Consider the following 16,587-nt stretch of genomic DNA (forward strand, 5'->3'; position numbering starts at 1 on the left):
TTCGAACTGAACGAAATTTTTTTTCAACGACCTATCGGTGCGCCGACCCGACCACTTCCTCAGCGCTGACACTCGATCACTCGGCACGGTGCTGGCAGACGTATTGCGGGGCACAGAGCGGGTGCTCCTTGAAGAACGCCCTGACGCAATGGTGGTTCTCGGCGATACCAACAGTTGCACGTCGGCACTCATGGCACGGCGCATGAAAATACCCGTGTACCACCTCGAAGCGGGCAATCGGTCGTTTGATCCAAATGTCCCAGAAGAGATCAATCGTCATTTCGTAGACCATGTCTCTGATTACAACCTGGTTTACACCGAACACTCCCGACGGAACCTGCTTAGCGAGGGACTTCATCCATCCCGCATCTTCCTCATGGGATCCCCCGATGAGGGAAGTGCTAGACCACTACGCCGACGAAATCGCCAAAAGCACAATACTGAACGATCTCAAGCTCTCGCACGGCGCGTATCTCGTTGCGAGCGCGCACCGTGAAGAGAACGTCGACATGCGGGACAGGTTAGGCCGTCTACTTAATGCCCTAGCGGCAGTGGCGCTCGATCAGGGTGTGCCTGTCCTTCTCTCCACCCATCCGCGGACACGCAAGCGAATCGAAGAGTACGGCATCCCAGTTGATCCTAACGTCACGCTGCATCCGCCGTTAGGTTTTCACGATTACGTCAGTCTACAGAAAAAACGCTCGTTGCGTTCTCTCTGACTCAGGGACTATATCCGAGGAATCGACCATCCTGGGCTTTCCCGCTGTAACCATACGCGACGCTATAGAGCGGCCCGAGGCGCTCGACTCAGGCGGCATCATTTCGACTGGTTTGGACTCGGGCGACGTTGTGGATGCCGTACGCATCACGATAGCGCAGCATGCAACTGATGGAGCCACTAAGCCCCCCGTTCGAGTACGCGATCTCCGATTCTTCGAGACGAGTGGTTAACGTGATCCGGTCGACAGCGGCGAATCACCACGCGAGGGCCGGCATCCGACTTGAACCTACAGACTGAAGTTAAAGGCATTCGCCGGAATTCGGATGCACAGCTCTCGTAGGAAAGGATCAGTGATGGCACGCGCACTGCCCCGTCCGTACGCTGAAAATGAAAGCAATTGCCCTCCAGTCGCCAGCGTCCCAGTTACGGTGGTCATTTTAACACTGAACGAGGAGGCCAATATCGCTCGCTGCATCGACACGGTGCGCTGGGCCAACCAAATCCTCGTTGTTGACAGCGGTTCCGAAGACGACACCGTGCTCATCTCACGCGCGAAGGGGGCTGAAGTAGACATCACACATTGGCGCGGGTATGGCGGTCAACGTGACTACGCATTGCGTCACCCCGGCGTGCGTAACGACTGGATCTATTTTGTCGATGCAGACGAATGGGTGTCGACGGACCTCGCTAATGAAATCGCTTCAGTACTTGCCCAGGACCCTCAGGAGATGGCATTCGCCCAGAGGTTTCGGCTCGTTTTTCGAGGGCGTTGGATACGGCATTGCGGCTGGTATCCCAGCGTGCGAATGACAAGACTCCTATTACGACACCACGCGACTTTTGGTAGCCAGAGTTTCAGCGAGCACCCCGCGGTTTCGGGAGAAGTTGGAATCCTAAACAATGATATTGTTGATGAAGACCTTAAGGGGCTCGGACGCTGGCTCAAGAAGCATGTCGACTATGCCGCTTTAGAAGTGCGGCGCCGCCAGCAAGACGCCCGCCCGGTCCGTACTCCAGGAACTTCTCACTTCACATTCTTCCTGAAGGCTTACGTCTCGCGCTGGATGCCTGCTCGACCGCTGGTTCAGTTTCTATACATGTACGTGCTTCGGCGTGGCTTCCTCGACGGACGCCAGGGTCTGCTTTTCTGCTTCCTTCACGCGTGGTTCCAGATCATCATCCAAGAAATGGCGAGGGAATCGCAAGCGCAGCCCGAGGCTTTAGGACTCCGTCGGTAGGCGTCACCACTTACCCGCTCCTCCCAAATCGTGAAGGGGTCACACTTGTCAACAATATATATTATGGCGGGGTATTATTATCCGGCCACCAAGGCCGGTGGTCCACCGAGAAGTCTCAGGACGAGAATCCTGAACTCGGAATGGCCGAGCAAGCATGTCATTGCTCTTGATCGCGACCTAGGGGACAGTGCCCCGTTCCTTCCACCCTATGTCGGAACTACCGAGATGGACGGCGCGACAATAACCTACGTCCGTCCAGGCTACCTTAACCAGTTACGCGCCTTCGCTATGCTCGCGAAATCGGTGACGGACGCAGACGTACTCTGGATTCAATCAGTTTACGATCCCGCCTTTGCGATCACACCGTTGGTTTGGGCGTGGTTGTACAAACGCCACTTGCGTCTCTTGGTCTCTCCGCGGGGCAGTCTCGCATCGGACCACCACGATTCGGGGCGCGCGGGATTTAAGCGTTTTTGTAGACCTCTTCATGAAGATTTCCGGCATGGACTCGCGGATTATCTGGATAGCTAGCGGTGAAGGTGAACGCGCGGACATCCGACGGGTTTTTCCAAAGGCACGTGTGCGGCTATCACCGGAACAATCGGTCTACGCGGGAGAGCCACTCGTCTATCGGCAGCCTACTGTGCCGACCCGTTTCCTCTTCCTCGGACGACTAACTCCCTTAAAGGGCCTTCGGGAGACCATAGAGATTTTGCGGCACGTCACATCTCCGGCTCACTTAACTGTCGCGGGCAACGCCGAGGACGGTGCCTACTTGCGCGATGTGAAACAATTGGCTGAACTCTTACCCGCCCACGTATCCGTCACGTGGTTAGGACATGCGTCCAGTTCGGAATTGCCAGACCTCATTCGTTCACACGATGCCTTGGTCTCCCCGACGCATGGAGAGAATTTTGGGCACGCCATCGCGGAATGCTTAGCACTCGGAAGGCCCGTCTTCGTGACGGACTCGACGCCCTGGTCGTCCGCCGGAGAGGCTGGCGGTGTTATTCTTATCGACCGAACTCGCCCAAGAGCGTGCGCCAAGCAGATAGACAAATTTAGTTCAGCTCCAGCCTCTTCCAGGCTCGAACTACAGCGCAGAGCGCACGTCACTGGCAGGAAGGGTCTCGACTTCGGCGAATCCCTTGACACCATACTTCATTCATTGCAATTGACTCGAGTAAATCTATGAAGTCGGAACGCACGCGGGATCTACGGCGGCTTGCACGCGCATCGCTATCATCAGGTACCACGGCGGTGAGTGCAGTCCTGACGCTTGCGATCCTCATACTCGCGACGAGCAAGGGCCAACTGGCAGACATTGCGGGTTACTCAGCTGGGGCAAGCGTCGGTGCTCTTACAGCGGTCCTCCTCGGGGGGGGGCACTACCCTGGTGTATGTCAACGGAGACCGCAGCGTCGAGGCGGCTGTCCTTCGTATAAGGTGGCGTCTGATCGCGCCTGCTCTGATAGTGGCGGGCGTTGCAGGCGGCGTTCTCTACGCCGCTCTCTCCGGGATTGCTGCGTTGCCCGTAATCCTCGGCGGGTTGACGGTTGCTTTCAACAATCTTGCTGAGCTTGAGTCAGCCCGACTGCAGAAGCAACTTGCCACGGTCAGCATTGCACGCGCGACATTAGTTTCGCGCTCGGCGGGCCTCTTCACCATCATCGTCAACGGCCAATTCAGCTGGGCCATGCTCGTTTGCGGAGTGCTCTATTTTGCAGCTCTCGCTGTCTCCGCACGCGCCACCCGTACCCGCTCGAGGACGGAAGGATCGACCTTCAGAAGCGACATACGAACCGCATACCAGGGCGGGTACATGTCCACCGCTATTCTCGACGTCATTGGTGCCCGATCGCCATTTCTGGTTGCCCCGCTCGCCATAAGCCCAGTCCAAGCAGGTGCATTTTCGGCTCTGCTCAGCGCTCAGAAAAGCGTCGTCTCCGTGCTAACAGCGACACTTTTATACTGTGATGGCCACTCGCTCGACTACCCGCTCGAACGGTACGTGGACGAACTCTTTGGAGAGACTTGTAGCCTGGTGTTCGTTACTACTCGGGCTACTGGGCTTCCTGCTGACCGACGAAATTTTTTGCGGTACTCAACCTGCCTCAAGACCCCGAGATCCGCAGCTGGTGGGCTCTATTCATGGCGTCGGTACCTGTCTCGATACTGGTCCGCCTGCTCCAGTATCGATTGATGGCCACATCACGCAGTTCGCGCGCCGCCTATATCGCCCTTGTTTCCGCGCTCGGTACCGCGATATTTCTGGGATTGTCGTACCTGACAGGGGAAACACTCCTACTAGCGATGTCCCCACTTGTTGGCGAGCTATTGGCTCTTTCGTACGGCCTAACAGCTTCGCAACTCTTTCGCGCTCAGAAATCGCGACTTTGATCGCTGTAGCACTCGAGCGAGCCGGCAACGTTGGCGGCGTACTAACGTTGCTGGAGAAAACCCCTAGGGGGCCAACTCAGCCCGCAAATTGCGGGTGAGTCTTTCGACGTCCGTTCTAACCAGGGCCAGCGGGGTAGATAAACACGACCCGGCGGTGTGAACATCACACCGACATCAGTTATGGCGCCGATGCGCGTCCCCTCGGTAATCTTCACGAGGAATATGCGACCTCTACGCTGACGTTGTCAGCGGGATCTGACACCTGCGCACGTGCCTGCCTTCTAGAACATTGCGAATGTCTACTTCACACTGGCTATATTCATAAACCGACTACGTTCATCAATCGGAACACACTCGTGACCACAAAAAGTCCCTCCGGTGCTCGACTGACGTGCGCGGATAGGGCAGATTCACTCTGAGCAACTATTCACCAACGTCGGTCGACGCTAACGACCTTCCTGTCAAGGATGAAAGACCTATACGACCCACGGCGGAACTGGCTTCGGTTTTGCGCGGTCTGAAGTGAATGCGTGATCTAATGCATCCATAACGTATTCACCCACCGACTCGTTTGCGATCCTATGAGCGAACGCCACAGCGTTCCGCTTGTAGTTATCGACACGGCCTGGGTCGTTGATCAGCTGCTTAATCGCTATTGCGAGCGCGCAACTGTCGCCAGCAGGAACAACTATCCCAGCGTGCGCAGCAGAAACCATCTCGTCACTCACCGCTTCGTCAGTCGCGATGAGCCCAATGCCGGCATTGAGCGCTTCATTTACGACGACGTTCCAACCGTCAAAGGTGCTCGGCACTATACAGACATCATATGGTCGCAGTCTCTCTACAACTTCGGCCGAGTTCCACGCTCCGAGGTACTCCACGTTCGGGTGTTTCGCGGCCAAATGCTCTATCTCAGCGAGAAGCTCGCCATATCCACCTACGAAATCAAGTCGCCAGTCTCCGCCTGAAAGCCGATCGATAGCCTCCATCAGAACGTGCACGCCTTTGAACTGCCGCCGTAGGCGGCCGACGTAAACGAAGCGGAGAGGAAGTTGGGTCGTACCCGACTCTACGACCGGCACGACATGATGCGCTGGCGGGCTGTACATGTATGGATACAGCACCTCTCCCCGAAACCCTAAGCGCCGATACTCTTCAACGCCGCGGCGCCCCAGTGCGAAGAACAATTGGATCCTGCTGCCGTATCTGAGGCTCAAAGTACGGTAGTACGCGATAGACAACATTCGTCCGAACAGATTGCGCCACCCCGGCCGCATCCTTGTCGGGCGCTCGGCTACAATCCCGAGCTTCCTACCAGGATTCTTGCACAGCATACGAAACCGTCGGAAGTTCTCGCCACGAAGGCCATAAACCAGATGAATCCCATCGGCGTACTCATCAGCAATACGCAAGGCTTCTTCGTCTGGGTCCCTAGCTTCTCCGAGTTTTATGTGTGGAATACCGCTGGACGACCATCCAACAAGGGAGCGCTCTGGAGATGTGCCGCGGGCGGTCACCACCAGCACCTCGTTGCCCCAGTGCTGAGACAGATACCGATAGACACCGCCCTCCACATCCACTGGGCCACTTCGCCAGATTATCAGCGGCTTACGGGTGAAATTCTGAATCAAGATCGAAATCCTTTTCTCAAAAACGCTATTGTTATAGAGTCGCAGGGTCGCTAAACGCCGTGGCAGGCGGCCGCCCAGATGGCCGTTGGTTTGGCAGGCAATGGCTGGCATACCGTCGCCTCGCTTGCGTGACGTTTGACTAATCCCGTACCAGGCTAGTACGAAGATGAACAACTGTGGACCTGTGGTGGTCAAGAACCAACTTTCGAAGATGGAGTGAATGATTGACGCGCCAGTGAGAGCAACAGCCTCAAGACCAAGTCGCCGGCTGGAAGAAGCAATCCGGACGTAGAGGACCACGATAGCTGTTAGGCCAATCAATCCCGCATGCGCAGCCGCGACTACGGGAGTGCCAGCAATACGCGCCGCTACATCCTCCACCCCACCGCCGATAATTGGCGACGTCTGCAGCACATCCCACGCGTAGGCGAAGGTATCGGACCGAGAATTGTTTGTTCGGAGTAGATTCGCAGTTGCATCACCAAACAGCGACCAAAGCGCGTACGCCACTGCCACGCCGATAGGTATCAGGAAGATGAACCATGTGAGGAACCTACGATGCCTCAGTCTGTTGAGTGTCACCATAACCAAGAATGCCACAAATGCGACGGCGCTTGACCGGCTCGCAGACCATGTCAGCACCGCGACGACGGTGCCGAATAATGCAAGTCGATAAAACAGGCGCATCGGCACTACGGTGACCAATGCGCCTAAGATAAAAGCATAGAAACCGATAGTATTTGCGTTCCCGAAAATGCCCCGCAACCGTAGGTTAACGACGCCCAAGCCGGGGTTCACTATCGCATAGGCCAAGGATGCAAACAATGCGAGCGCGAGCGCCCACGTCAGCGCTCTATCGAAATCCATGACGGCTCGAAGCCGCCTGCCTGCGGCCGCAGTGCCGGCAAGCAGCGTGGCCCCGAGGAGGTAACTGAGCCCGCTCTCCCACGACCCGTGAACGAAGTTGGCGATACCTACATACGTGAGGATGGGAAGGCCAATAGCTCTGAAGATGGAGGGCACATTCCGTCTCCCCGTATCCCCTGGCAATGATAGTTTGGCGGTTGACGCGGCGACGACCAACATGCCCGCGCCCGCAACACGCAGCCCAATTGAGACCACCTCCGAGTCGCCAAACAAGTGCGAACTCGCCGCCATAATGCATAAGGCACCGAATGCCGACGCCAAGAGGACCCTTCGCCCCGGACTCGCGCTCAAGAAGTACAACGCCGCATGCAAGGTAAGGACGGCCGATAGGGCACACCAATACACAAATGTGACCCCCATTAACTACCTTCCCCTCATACGAATCGTCGAGATGTTGCATCTGCCCCTCATTGTCCGGAGCCCGTGACCCACGAGATAGGCATGGAACTCCATAATAAACGGCAGTTGAGGTTCAGAGCGCCATGTCGGCCACGAGTGTAGCAGTTGGTGCAATCCTTGTTTCATGTAGAGAGCTCGCCCGTAAATAGCGCCCATCGGCGGTGAGGTGGCGCAGATTAGGCGCATACGAGTCGGGTTCCGGGGAACCGTTTGAGCGTTACTGGATGACTTGCGCGATGTTCAACGAACCCCGATTTCGGCATCTGTCGCATAACTGGCCGCCGTTTGGCGTGCATCCCAAGAGAGAACTCGGTCACGCGCGCTCAACGGCTGGCTATCTATAGCAAATAGCACCAGGGGCGGGAGCGTTTGCATCGTGGCCCTTTTTCAGGGAACGCGAGCGAAACTTCATTCCCAGGTAGGGTGACACGGTCGCCGCGCTTCGCTCGTGGCTGCGCGCTGCCTGGAGATCACCCGTGCAACCTCGAAGTATCCACGGTTCGAGAGGCATTGGCACTGGACGACCTTACAGTCGTCCAACGTCGCGGTTAAGAACTGCCATCGAAGGATTCGTGACACACCCAATCTCCGCGGTGTGCTCTGTGGTGTGGCTCCCGGGTGGACGTCGTTCGACATCGCCTAGGTTCAGTTCATGCAGATTTCGGTGATCGGTTGCGGGTATCTCGGTGCGGTGCACGCGGCGTGCATGGCCGAGCTGGGCCACGACGTGATCGGCATCGACGTCGACGCCGCGAAGGTGGAGTCGCTCTCCCAGGGGGTGGCGCCGTTCCACGAGCCGGGCTTCGACGAGCTCCTCAAGCGCAACGTCGACTCCGGCCGGCTGCGCTTCTCCACCGACTTCGCCGACCTGGCCGACGCCCAGGTCCACTTCATCGGCGTCGGCACCCCCCCAGGTCCAGGGCGGCTACGCCGCCGCCCTGACCTACCTCAACGCCGCCGTCGACTCCTTCCTGCCGCACCTGAACCACCACACGAACGGCCCGACCCTGGTGGTGGGCAAGTCCACCGTGCCGGTGGGCACCGCCGCCGAGATCGCCGAGAAGACCGCCCCCACCGGGGCTCTGCTGGTGTGGAACCCCGAGTTCCTCCGCGAGGGCTTCGCCGTCCAGGACACCATCTCCCCCGACCGCATCGTCTACGGCCTGCCCAAGGATGAGGAGCAGGCGGACTCCGCCAAGAGCGTCCTCGACGACGTCTACAAGCAGCTCATCGCGGCCGAGATCCCCCGGCTTACCACCGACTACGCCAGCGCCGAGCTCGTCAAGGTCGCCGCGAACTCCTTCCTCGCCACCAAGATCTCCTTCATCAACGCCATGGCCGAGCTGTGCGAGGCCACCGGCGCCGACGTCACCCAGCTCGCCGAGGCCATCGGGTACGACGACCGCATCGGGAAGAAATTCCTCCGCGCCGGCATCGGCTTCGGCGGCGGCTGCCTGCCCAAGGACATCCGCGCGTTCGTGGCCCGCGCCGGGGAGCTCGGCGTCGACCAGGCCCTGACCTTCCTGCGCGAGGTCGACTCCATCAATGACCGCCGCCGCGAGCACGCGATCGGGCTGGCCAGGGTCGCCGTCGGCGGCACCTTCACCGGCAAGCGCGTCGCCGTCCTCGGCGCCGCGTTCAAGCCCGACAGCGACGACATGCGCAACTCCCCCGCCCTCGACATCGCCAACAGCATCGCCGGCGAGGGCGCCACCGTCACCGTCACCGACCCCGCGGCCGGTCCCGTGCTCGCCCAACGCCGCCCCGACATGAACGTGGCCGAGGACGCCTACGCCGCCGCCGAAGGCGCCGACGTCGTCCTCCTCCTCACTGAGTGGAAGCAGTTCAAGGAACTCGACCCCGCACGCCTCAAGGACGCCGTCCGCAACCCCTGGATCATCGACGGCCGCAACGCCCTTGCCCCCACCACCTGGCGCGGGGCCGGCTGGACCTACAACGGCATCGGCCGCCCGTAAGAGTAGCCCCCGTTACCTTCTTCGCAGCCCTCGGGTCGTGTTCGATCGGGGGTGCTGGCCTGTCGGAACTCGGTATGGCTCTTTCCGCCAGTCGTTGATGATCCGGGGGGGTTCCGCCGGGGCCGATAGGCGGCTGGTGATCGCTAATAGGGGCCCGGCCAGACACCCTGACCGGGTGCGGAGTCGCCTTCATAACGTGGATGCCGACACCCAGCCGCCGCGGACAGTCCAGCGTCACATCGCAAGCGGGCTCCCGGGGGTGCCCCTATCGGGTTCGTCAAGCCGCAAGCGGCTGGGGTGCGTCGTAGAGCGTGCCGTCGCGGAGCATGGCGAACAGGACGTCGCAGCGTCGGCGGGCGAGGGCGATGAGGGCCTGGTTGTGTCTCTTGCCCTCGGCGCGTTTGCGGTCGTAGTAACGCCGGGAGACCGGGTCGCTCAGGGAGGCGAAGGCGGCGAGGAACAGGGCGCGTTTGAGGACCTTGTTGCCCGCCCGGCTGGGGAGCTCGCCGCGGATCGAGGTGCCCGAGCGGCGGGTCACCGGGGCCAGGCCGGCGTAGGAGGCCATGTGGGCCGCAGAGGTGAAGTCCTTGCCGGCGAGCTCGGTCAGAAGCCGTGCGGTGGTCCTGATGCCGTTTCCCGGCATCGACATCAGGACCGGGTGAAGAGGGTGGTCACGCACCAGTTCCTCGACCTTCGCGGCGACGTCGGCGCGTTGGGCGCGTAGTTCGGCCAGCTGGGCGGCCAGGCGCGGCAGCACGACTCCCGCGGCGCTGGTCCCGGCGACGACCACAGTCCGCTCGGCCAGCGCGGCGGTGATCTCCTCGGCCAGGCGCCTGCCCATGCGCGGGGCGCCCTTGGTCAGCCGGGTCGCCATCCGCTTCGTCCCCGCCGCCTTCGGGTCTGCCGAGGTCGGCCAGGTCTGGATCAGGTCGAGCACCGCCGGGTGGTCCAGGTGCTTGCCCAGCACCCGCTCGAGCGCGGGGTGGATCTGGGTCAGCAGCCCGCGCAGCCGGTTGGAGGTGGCGGTGATCTGCCCGCGCAGGTCGTCGTCGAACCCGCAGAGCATGGTCAGCTCGGCGACCTGCTCGTCGGCCAGCTCGATCGAGCGCAGCGTGTGAGGCATGGTCCTGGCCGCCTCGGCGATGACGCGGGCGTCGCGGGCGTCGGTCTTCGCCTGGCCGGGGTGCAGGTCCGCGATCCGGCGCATCGACAGCCCCGGCAGGTACCCCACCAGGGCCCCGGCGTCGCGGGCGACCGCCAGCGGCAGGGCGCCGATCGTGGCCGGCTGGTCCACCACCATCAAAATCTGTCCGTGGTCGGCGAGCTTGGCCAGGATGGCCCGCAGCTTCGCCTCGTCGTTGGGCAGCGCCTTGTCGAACAGGACCTTCCCGGCGCGGTCCAGGGCGACCGCGTGGTGCTCGCTCTTGCCGACGTCGAGACCGACAAAGACCTCGACCTGGTGGTGTTCCCCGATCACCCGTGACCCCCGTTAGCCCGCTTCCGATACGAACGCTGGACTGTCCGCGGCGGCTGACGTCGGCATCCACGTTACGAAGGCGACTCCGCACCCGGTCAGGGTGTCTGGCCCGGCCCCTATCAGCGATCACCAGCCACCTATCGGCCCCGGCGGCAACACCCCCCGGATCATCAACGACTGGGGGCAAAGAGCCATACCGGACCCGACAGGCCAGCACCCCCGATCCAACACGACCCGAGGGCTGCGAAGAAGGTAACGGGGCACGGTTGATCGAGGAACACCACCAGGTCGAGGTCTTTCGTCGGCCTTGACGTCGGCAAGAGCGAGCACCACGCGGTCGCGCTGGACCGGGCCGGGACGGGTCTTGTTCGACGAGGCCCTGCCCAGCGACGAGGCCAAGCTGCGGGCGATCTGGCCAAGCTCGCCGGCCACGGCCCGGTGCTGATGGTGGTGGACCAGCCCACCACGATCGGCGCCCTGCCGCTGGCCGTGCGCCGCCCAGGACGATGCCGCACACGCTGCGCTCAACCGGCTGCGAGGCCTGCTGACCCAGATCCACCCCGCGCTCGAGCGGGTGCTGGGCAAGCACCCGGACCACCCGACCGTCCTCGACCTGATCCAGGCCCACCCCGGCAGACCTGAAGGCCGCCGGCACGAAACGGATCGCGAACCGGCTGACCAAACGCGCCCCCGCGCATGGGCAGGCGACTGGCCGAGGAAATCACCGCCGCACTGGCCGAGCAGACCGTCGTCGTCGCCGGCACCAACGCCGCCGGGACCGTGCTGCCACGCCTGGCCGCCCAGCTCGCCGAGCTGCGTTCACAGCCGGTCCTGATGTCTATGCCAGGCAATGGCATCAGGACCACCGAACGGCTCCTGACGGAGCTCGCCGGCAAGGACTTCACACCTCTGCCGCGCACATGGCCTCCTACGCCGGCCTCGCCCCGGTCACGCGCCGCTCCGGCCGCTCGATCCGTGGCGAGCACCCCAACCGGGCCGGCAACAAGGTTTCCTCATACGCGCCCTCTTCCTCCGCCGCCTTCGCCTTACTCAGCGACCCCATCTCCCGGCGCTACTACGACCGCGAACGAGCCGAGGGCACGAAGCACAACCAGGCCCTCATCGCCCTCGCTCGTCGACGCTGCGACGTCCTCTACGCCATGCTGCGAGAGTTCCTGCGTGGACATCCCGTCCCGGGCACCGGCCTCGACATCGCCCTGACGCACCCACCCGTGCAACGTCTCCCGGGACATCCCAGACGCACCATGACCACCTCGCACGCCTTACTGATCGACCCGTACCGCGGCCACCAGCACCAGCCGCGCCCCGCGCTCGGCGGCCAAGTAGTCCTTCGCGATGAGCAGCGCCGCGATCGGCGGGTCCGAGATCCGCGCCATCACCTGGGTGTACAGGGTGTCGCGGTGCCGGCTGACGCCCTCGACGAACCGCACCGCCTCGTCGTACTCCTTCAGCTGCAACGACGAACCGCACCGCTTCAGCTGCAGCAGCCCGGAGATGGTGTGCAGGTGGTTGGCGAACTCGTGCGTCTGCGCCCGCAGCGTGCCGGTGGTGCGCCGCGAGGTGTCCAGCGCCCGCTCCAGCGCCTTCAAGCCCCGCGCTGTCGCGCATGGTGGTCACCGACCCGATCACCGCCCCGTGGAGTGAACCGGCAGCCGGTTGAGCGTTAACCAGCTGCGGGCCTACCACCAGCCGGTCACGGGTAATAGCGTCCTCCGCCAGTGCCTCGCGCAGCTCAAGGTCCGCCGTCCTGGCGGTCCGGCCCGGCCAGCAGGGCGGTGAGGGTGTCAATGTGGTCGGCGACGGCGGTGAGGTCCCGCGAGTGGAGCGCCACCAGCAGCAACCGGGCGGTCTCGCTCGCGGCCGCGTTCCCGAAGGTGCCGCTGGACCCGGCGATTTGGTGGGCGATCTGAGCAGCGTCCACCCAGGCACGCTCCGGTGTGTCGGGCCGCAGGTCCGCGCAGAGACGCTCCAGCTCCCGCGCACGTTCGCGGTTCCGTCTGGCGGCCCGCAGCGAGAGCTCGGCCATGACCTCCTCGATGGCGCCCTCGGCAGTCATGTGTCCCGCCCGATGAGGCGCGCGACGTCGTCGGCGAGCGTCATCGGATCGAACGGCTTCGCGATCACCCCTGTCGCCCCGGTCTGGGACCATTCCTCCTCGCGGCCCGGGGTCGCCTTCGCCGTCAGGTAGATGATCGGGATGTCCCGTGTCGCGGACTCCGCGCGGAGCATGCTCAGGATCGCGGGGCCGTCGACCCGCGGCAGCATGACGTCGAGCAGGACCACGTCCGGGCGGTGGGTGCGGGCGAGCTCGACGGCTTCGGCGCCGTCCGCCGCCGTCGTCACTCGCCAACCGCCGACGAGCTCCAGCGCCATCTGCGCCACCTCACGGATCGTCTCGTCATCATCGACCACGAGCGCGTGTCCGGCCCCCATAGCTTTCCCCCCCGGTCAGCGAATCGGCGCGGCTTCGCAGCCGTTACGGGCGACGTTACCGTCCCGCTGCCCCCGTTTCAGCACGGCAGGAGGAAGTGCCCGTCGATAGGGTCTGTCCCCATGGGGGAAGACGTGGCGTCGGTCCGTGGCGTGACCTTTCGCCGGTCGGCAGTCGCCACCGCGCTGTGGATCCTCACCAGTACCGCCGTCCTCCTGAGCGGACTCCCGGAGACGGTCCGGGCTGCCTTCTCCGGCGGCGCCATCGCCGTGACGGCGGTGGTGGCCGCGACCAGCTGCCTCCTCGCGGCGCGGCGGTCCCGGGGCCGCCGTCGACGGGCCTGGGCACTGCTCGCCGCAGCCGGCTACGTGGGGTTCTCCGGGAACGCCGTCGCACTGCTCACCGGGACCACGCAGACCGGTGATCTCGCCTACCTCGGCGCGCTGCTGATCGGCGCCCTGGCGCTGCTGTCGTTCCCCTCGAGCCCGGTGCGCCGCCCCCAGGTGGCACGGATGGTGCTCGACGGCGTCGTGGTCGGCGGCTCGGTGCTGTTCATCGCCGCCGTCGCAGTCTTCCCCGGGCGCGAGGTGGTCGGCCCGTGGCTCTCCTACCTGATCGCACTCGTCCTCCCCCTCGTCGACGCCGTGCTGGCCACGCTGGCGGTCTTCCTCATCACCAGAAGCTCCCGGTCAGACTTCGTGCCTCTCCTGCTGGTGGGCCTCAGCTTCGTGCTGTACGCCCTCGCCGACCTGTCCTACGCGACTCTCGGCGTCTCAACCTTCTCGCTCGGCAGCGCCGTGGACCTCGGGTGGATCACCGGGTACGCCATGGGCGGGCTCGCCGCGCGGCACCCTGGCGCGGTCGGCGCACCGCCCGAGCCGCGGCGGGACGAGTCGTCCCCGGTCGGCGCCACCGTGCTCACCTTCTCCCTGTTCATCGTCGCGGCGATGGTGGGCGTCGCCACCAGGGCCGGAGCGCCGTGGAGCCCGGTGGCCACGGCCCTGTGGATCGTCATCCTCGTCGCCGTCGCGGCCCGCCAGACGATCCTCGTCGTGCACAACGAGCGACTGCGGCGAGAGCTCGAGGGCCGGGTGCGTGCCCGGACCTCCGAGCTGCGCACCATGACCCAGTCGACCGAGCTGGTGCTGGCCTCCGTCGCCGACGGCATCTACGGCGTCGACCGGGCCGGCCTGGTCACGTTCGTCAATCCCGCCGCTGCCCGCACGCTCGGCTACTCCGCCGCCGACCTCGTCGGTCACGACGCCCACGAGACCTTCCACGCGCCGGGTGCCGACGGCGTGCCGTTCCCCGCCGACGGGTGCTACATCACCGAGGCCGTCCGCGACGGCCTCACCACCTCCGCCGAGGAGGACCGCTACCGGCGGGCGGACGGGAAGGACATCCCCGTCGAGGTCACCGCGAGCTCGCTGCTCGACGGGACCCACGTGATCGGCGCGGTGGTCGTATTCCGCGACATGACGCAGCGGCGCGAGGTCGACCGGCTGAAGAACGAGTTCGTCTCCGTCATCTCCCACGAGCTGCGCACACCGCTCACCTCGATCCACGGGTCCCTCGGGCTGCTCGCCGGCGGAGCGGTGGGCGAGATGACGCCCCAGGCGGCGCGCATGGTCACAATCGCGCTGGAGAGCAGCAAACGCCTCGCCCGCCTCATCAACGACATCCTCGAGGTCGAGCGGATGGAGGCCGGGGTCTCGACCATCGAAACGGCGAACCACAGCGCCCACGACCTGGTCCGTGCCGCCGTCGACCAGGTGCGCGGGATGGCGGACACGGAAGGGGTCTCGGTCCGGCTCGGCGAGGTCACCGGCCACGTGCACGCCGACGCCGACCGCATGGTCCAGACCTTCACCAACCTGCTCGGCAACGCGGTCAAGTTCTCGCCCCCCGGATCGGAGGTGGCCGTCTCCGCCCGCCCCTCGGGGGCGTTCGTGGAGTTCCGGGTCGCCGACCGCGGACGCGGCATCCCGCCCGACCGGCTGGAGGCTATCTTCGGACGGTTCGAGCAGGTCGACACGACGGATGCCCGCGAGAAGGGCGGCACCGGCCTCGGGCTCGCGATCTCCCGGAGCATCGTCGAGCGTCACGGCGGACGCATCTGGGTGACCAGCACGCTGGGCGAAGGATCGACGTTCCACGTCGCCGTCCCGCGTGCCGAGGTGGTGGACCACCTCACGGCCGGGGCCACCAAGACCGACCTGATTGACGTCCGGGTCACCAAGAAGGAGATGGGATGAGCTTCGCGCACAGCGAGAGCAACACCGTGGAACCGGCCACGCACGACGACGCACCGACGATCCGGGTCAGCACGGGGTCCGGCGCGGGACGGACGCAGCTGTCGGCGTTCGACGCTGCCCTCCGGGACGCCGGGGTCGCCAACTTCAACCTCATCCGGCTCAGCTCGGTGATCCCGCCCCGGAGCGAGGTGCGGGCCGTGGCACCGGTCGACCAGCTGACCGGCCGGCACGGCGACCGCCTCTACTGCGTCTATGCGGAGGCGCACGCCGAGCTGCCCTACCACGAGGCCTGGGCGGGGATCGCCTGGGCGTTGCACGACGACGGGAGCGGAGCCGGGCTGTTCGTCGAGCACGAGGGCCCGTCCAAGGAGCAGGTCGATCGGGACCTGACGGCCTCCCTCGAGGACCTGATTGCGGGCCGGGGCGGCGGGTACACCCCGGCGGGCCGGGCGTTCGCCAACGCGATGTGCGAGCACGAGCCGGTGTGCGCCGTCGTCGTCGCGTCGTACGTCACGCAAGGGTGGTCGGACTCGTGACCCGCCCCGGCCGCGCCCAGGTCAGCACGTCACGGACGCTGAGCGACGACCTGATCGACGAGTTCTGGCCGACGTACCTCGCCGCCTTCGAACCGCTCGAGACGCGGGCCGCCGCCCGTCACGTCCTCACCCGCGAGGAGTTTGAGGAGGAGATGCGCGACGAGCGCATCCTCAAGGTGCTCGCGCACGACCACGAGGGCCGCGCCGCCGGTCTCACCACGCTCGCCACCGACCTGGCGGCGGTGCCGTGGGTCAGCTCGGAGTTCCACGCCCGCCTCTACCCCGAGCACGCCGCACGCGGAGCCATCTACTACGTCGGGTTCACCCTCGCCCACCCGGGCCACCGCCGCAGCCTCGTGTTCGTCGACATGCTCGACGCGCTCATCGACATCCTGGTGACCGGCCGCGTGGTGTGCGCGTACGACGTCAGCAGGTACAACGACGAGACGCTGCGGTTCGCCGAGCACCTCTTCGCCCGGGCCCGGAGCGTGTCCGACCTCGAGGTGGAGCGCGTGGACGTCCAGACCTACTACGCCGCCACGTTCCACGGTCCGCGCGGGTCCTGAGCCGAGGCG

12 protein-coding genes and 2 pseudogenes are annotated in these 16,587 nt (G+C 64.1%); 9 read left to right on the forward strand and 5 right to left on the reverse strand.

The window, feature by feature from the left end; all coding sequences use genetic code 11:
- The first annotated feature begins 37 nt into the window (after positions 1-37).
- From DA06_RS08050 to DA06_RS08065, 4 genes and pseudogenes are all read left to right on the forward strand, one after another.
- Positions 38-719 (forward strand): annotated as a pseudogene (locus tag DA06_RS08050) (UDP-N-acetyl glucosamine 2-epimerase).
- Between the two features lie 31 nt (positions 720-750).
- Positions 751-951: a hypothetical protein gene (locus DA06_RS08055; RefSeq protein WP_418607927.1), complete on the forward strand. Its 201-nt coding sequence runs from the start codon at positions 751-753 to the stop codon at positions 949-951.
- A 123-nt stretch (positions 952-1,074) separates the two neighbouring features.
- Entirely contained in the window at positions 1,075-1,959 is an 885-nt protein-coding gene (locus tag DA06_RS08060) for a glycosyltransferase family 2 protein (protein WP_418606148.1), read from the forward strand.
- 502 nt (positions 1,960-2,461) lie between these two features.
- A complete protein-coding gene (locus tag DA06_RS08065; RefSeq protein WP_418607929.1) occupies positions 2,462-3,154 on the forward strand; it encodes a glycosyltransferase family 4 protein in 693 nt (230 codons plus the stop codon).
- 1,681 nt (positions 3,155-4,835) lie between these two features.
- Here DA06_RS08065 and DA06_RS08070 read toward each other — a convergent pair.
- Positions 4,836-7,013 carry a glycosyltransferase gene (locus DA06_RS08070; RefSeq protein ID WP_418607364.1) on the reverse strand — a complete coding sequence of 726 codons (2,178 nt, stop codon included), beginning with the start codon at positions 7,011-7,013 and terminating at the stop codon, positions 4,836-4,838.
- Between the two features lie 955 nt (positions 7,014-7,968).
- Between DA06_RS08070 and DA06_RS08075 the strand changes: the two are divergent.
- Positions 7,969-9,292 (forward strand): annotated as a pseudogene (locus tag DA06_RS08075) (UDP-glucose dehydrogenase family protein).
- A 277-nt stretch (positions 9,293-9,569) separates the two neighbouring features.
- Here DA06_RS08075 and DA06_RS08080 read toward each other — a convergent pair.
- Positions 9,570-10,766: an IS110 family transposase gene (locus tag DA06_RS08080; protein ID WP_418607931.1), complete on the reverse strand. Its 1,197-nt coding sequence runs from the start codon at positions 10,764-10,766 to the stop codon at positions 9,570-9,572.
- A gap of 345 nt (positions 10,767-11,111) precedes the next feature.
- Between DA06_RS08080 and DA06_RS08085 the strand changes: the two genes are divergently transcribed.
- Positions 11,112-11,411, forward strand: a complete 300-nt coding sequence (locus tag DA06_RS08085) for a hypothetical protein (RefSeq protein ID WP_418607933.1) — start codon at positions 11,112-11,114, stop codon at positions 11,409-11,411.
- A gap of 641 nt (positions 11,412-12,052) precedes the next feature.
- On the opposite strand, the gene DA06_RS08090 is transcribed toward DA06_RS08085, so the two are convergent.
- From DA06_RS08090 to DA06_RS08100, 3 genes are all read right to left on the reverse strand, one after another.
- Positions 12,053-12,379, reverse strand: coding sequence for a sensor histidine kinase (locus DA06_RS08090; RefSeq protein ID WP_043498933.1), 327 nt, complete (start codon positions 12,377-12,379; stop codon positions 12,053-12,055).
- 143 nt (positions 12,380-12,522) lie between these two features.
- Positions 12,523-12,846: an Hpt domain-containing protein gene (locus DA06_RS08095; RefSeq protein WP_043498935.1), complete on the reverse strand. Its 324-nt coding sequence runs from the start codon at positions 12,844-12,846 to the stop codon at positions 12,523-12,525.
- A complete protein-coding gene (locus tag DA06_RS08100; RefSeq protein ID WP_043498936.1) occupies positions 12,843-13,223 on the reverse strand; it encodes a response regulator in 381 nt (126 codons plus the stop codon). Before DA06_RS08100 ends, DA06_RS08095 begins: the two co-directional genes overlap by 4 nt.
- A gap of 120 nt (positions 13,224-13,343) precedes the next feature.
- Between DA06_RS08100 and DA06_RS08105 the strand changes: the two genes are divergently transcribed.
- The 3 genes from DA06_RS08105 to DA06_RS08115 are packed head-to-tail and all read left to right on the forward strand — an operon-like array spanning position 13,344 to position 16,578.
- Positions 13,344-15,476 carry an ATP-binding protein gene (locus tag DA06_RS08105; protein ID WP_052436516.1) on the forward strand — a complete coding sequence of 711 codons (2,133 nt, stop codon included), beginning with the start codon at positions 13,344-13,346 and terminating at the stop codon, positions 15,474-15,476.
- Positions 15,473-16,012, forward strand: a complete 540-nt coding sequence (locus DA06_RS08110) for a pyruvoyl-dependent arginine decarboxylase (RefSeq protein ID WP_052436517.1) — start codon at positions 15,473-15,475, stop codon at positions 16,010-16,012. The genes DA06_RS08105 and DA06_RS08110 overlap by 4 nt, the downstream gene beginning before the upstream one ends.
- A complete protein-coding gene (locus DA06_RS08115) occupies positions 16,009-16,578 on the forward strand; it encodes a hypothetical protein (RefSeq protein WP_418607366.1) in 570 nt (189 codons plus the stop codon). The genes DA06_RS08110 and DA06_RS08115 overlap by 4 nt, the downstream gene beginning before the upstream one ends.
- The last annotated feature ends 9 nt before the right edge of the window (positions 16,579-16,587 follow it).

Origin of the sequence: Georgenia sp. SUBG003 (assembly GCF_000715355.2) — a bacterium.
Classification (GTDB): Bacteria; Actinomycetota; Actinomycetes; order Actinomycetales; family Actinomycetaceae; genus Georgenia.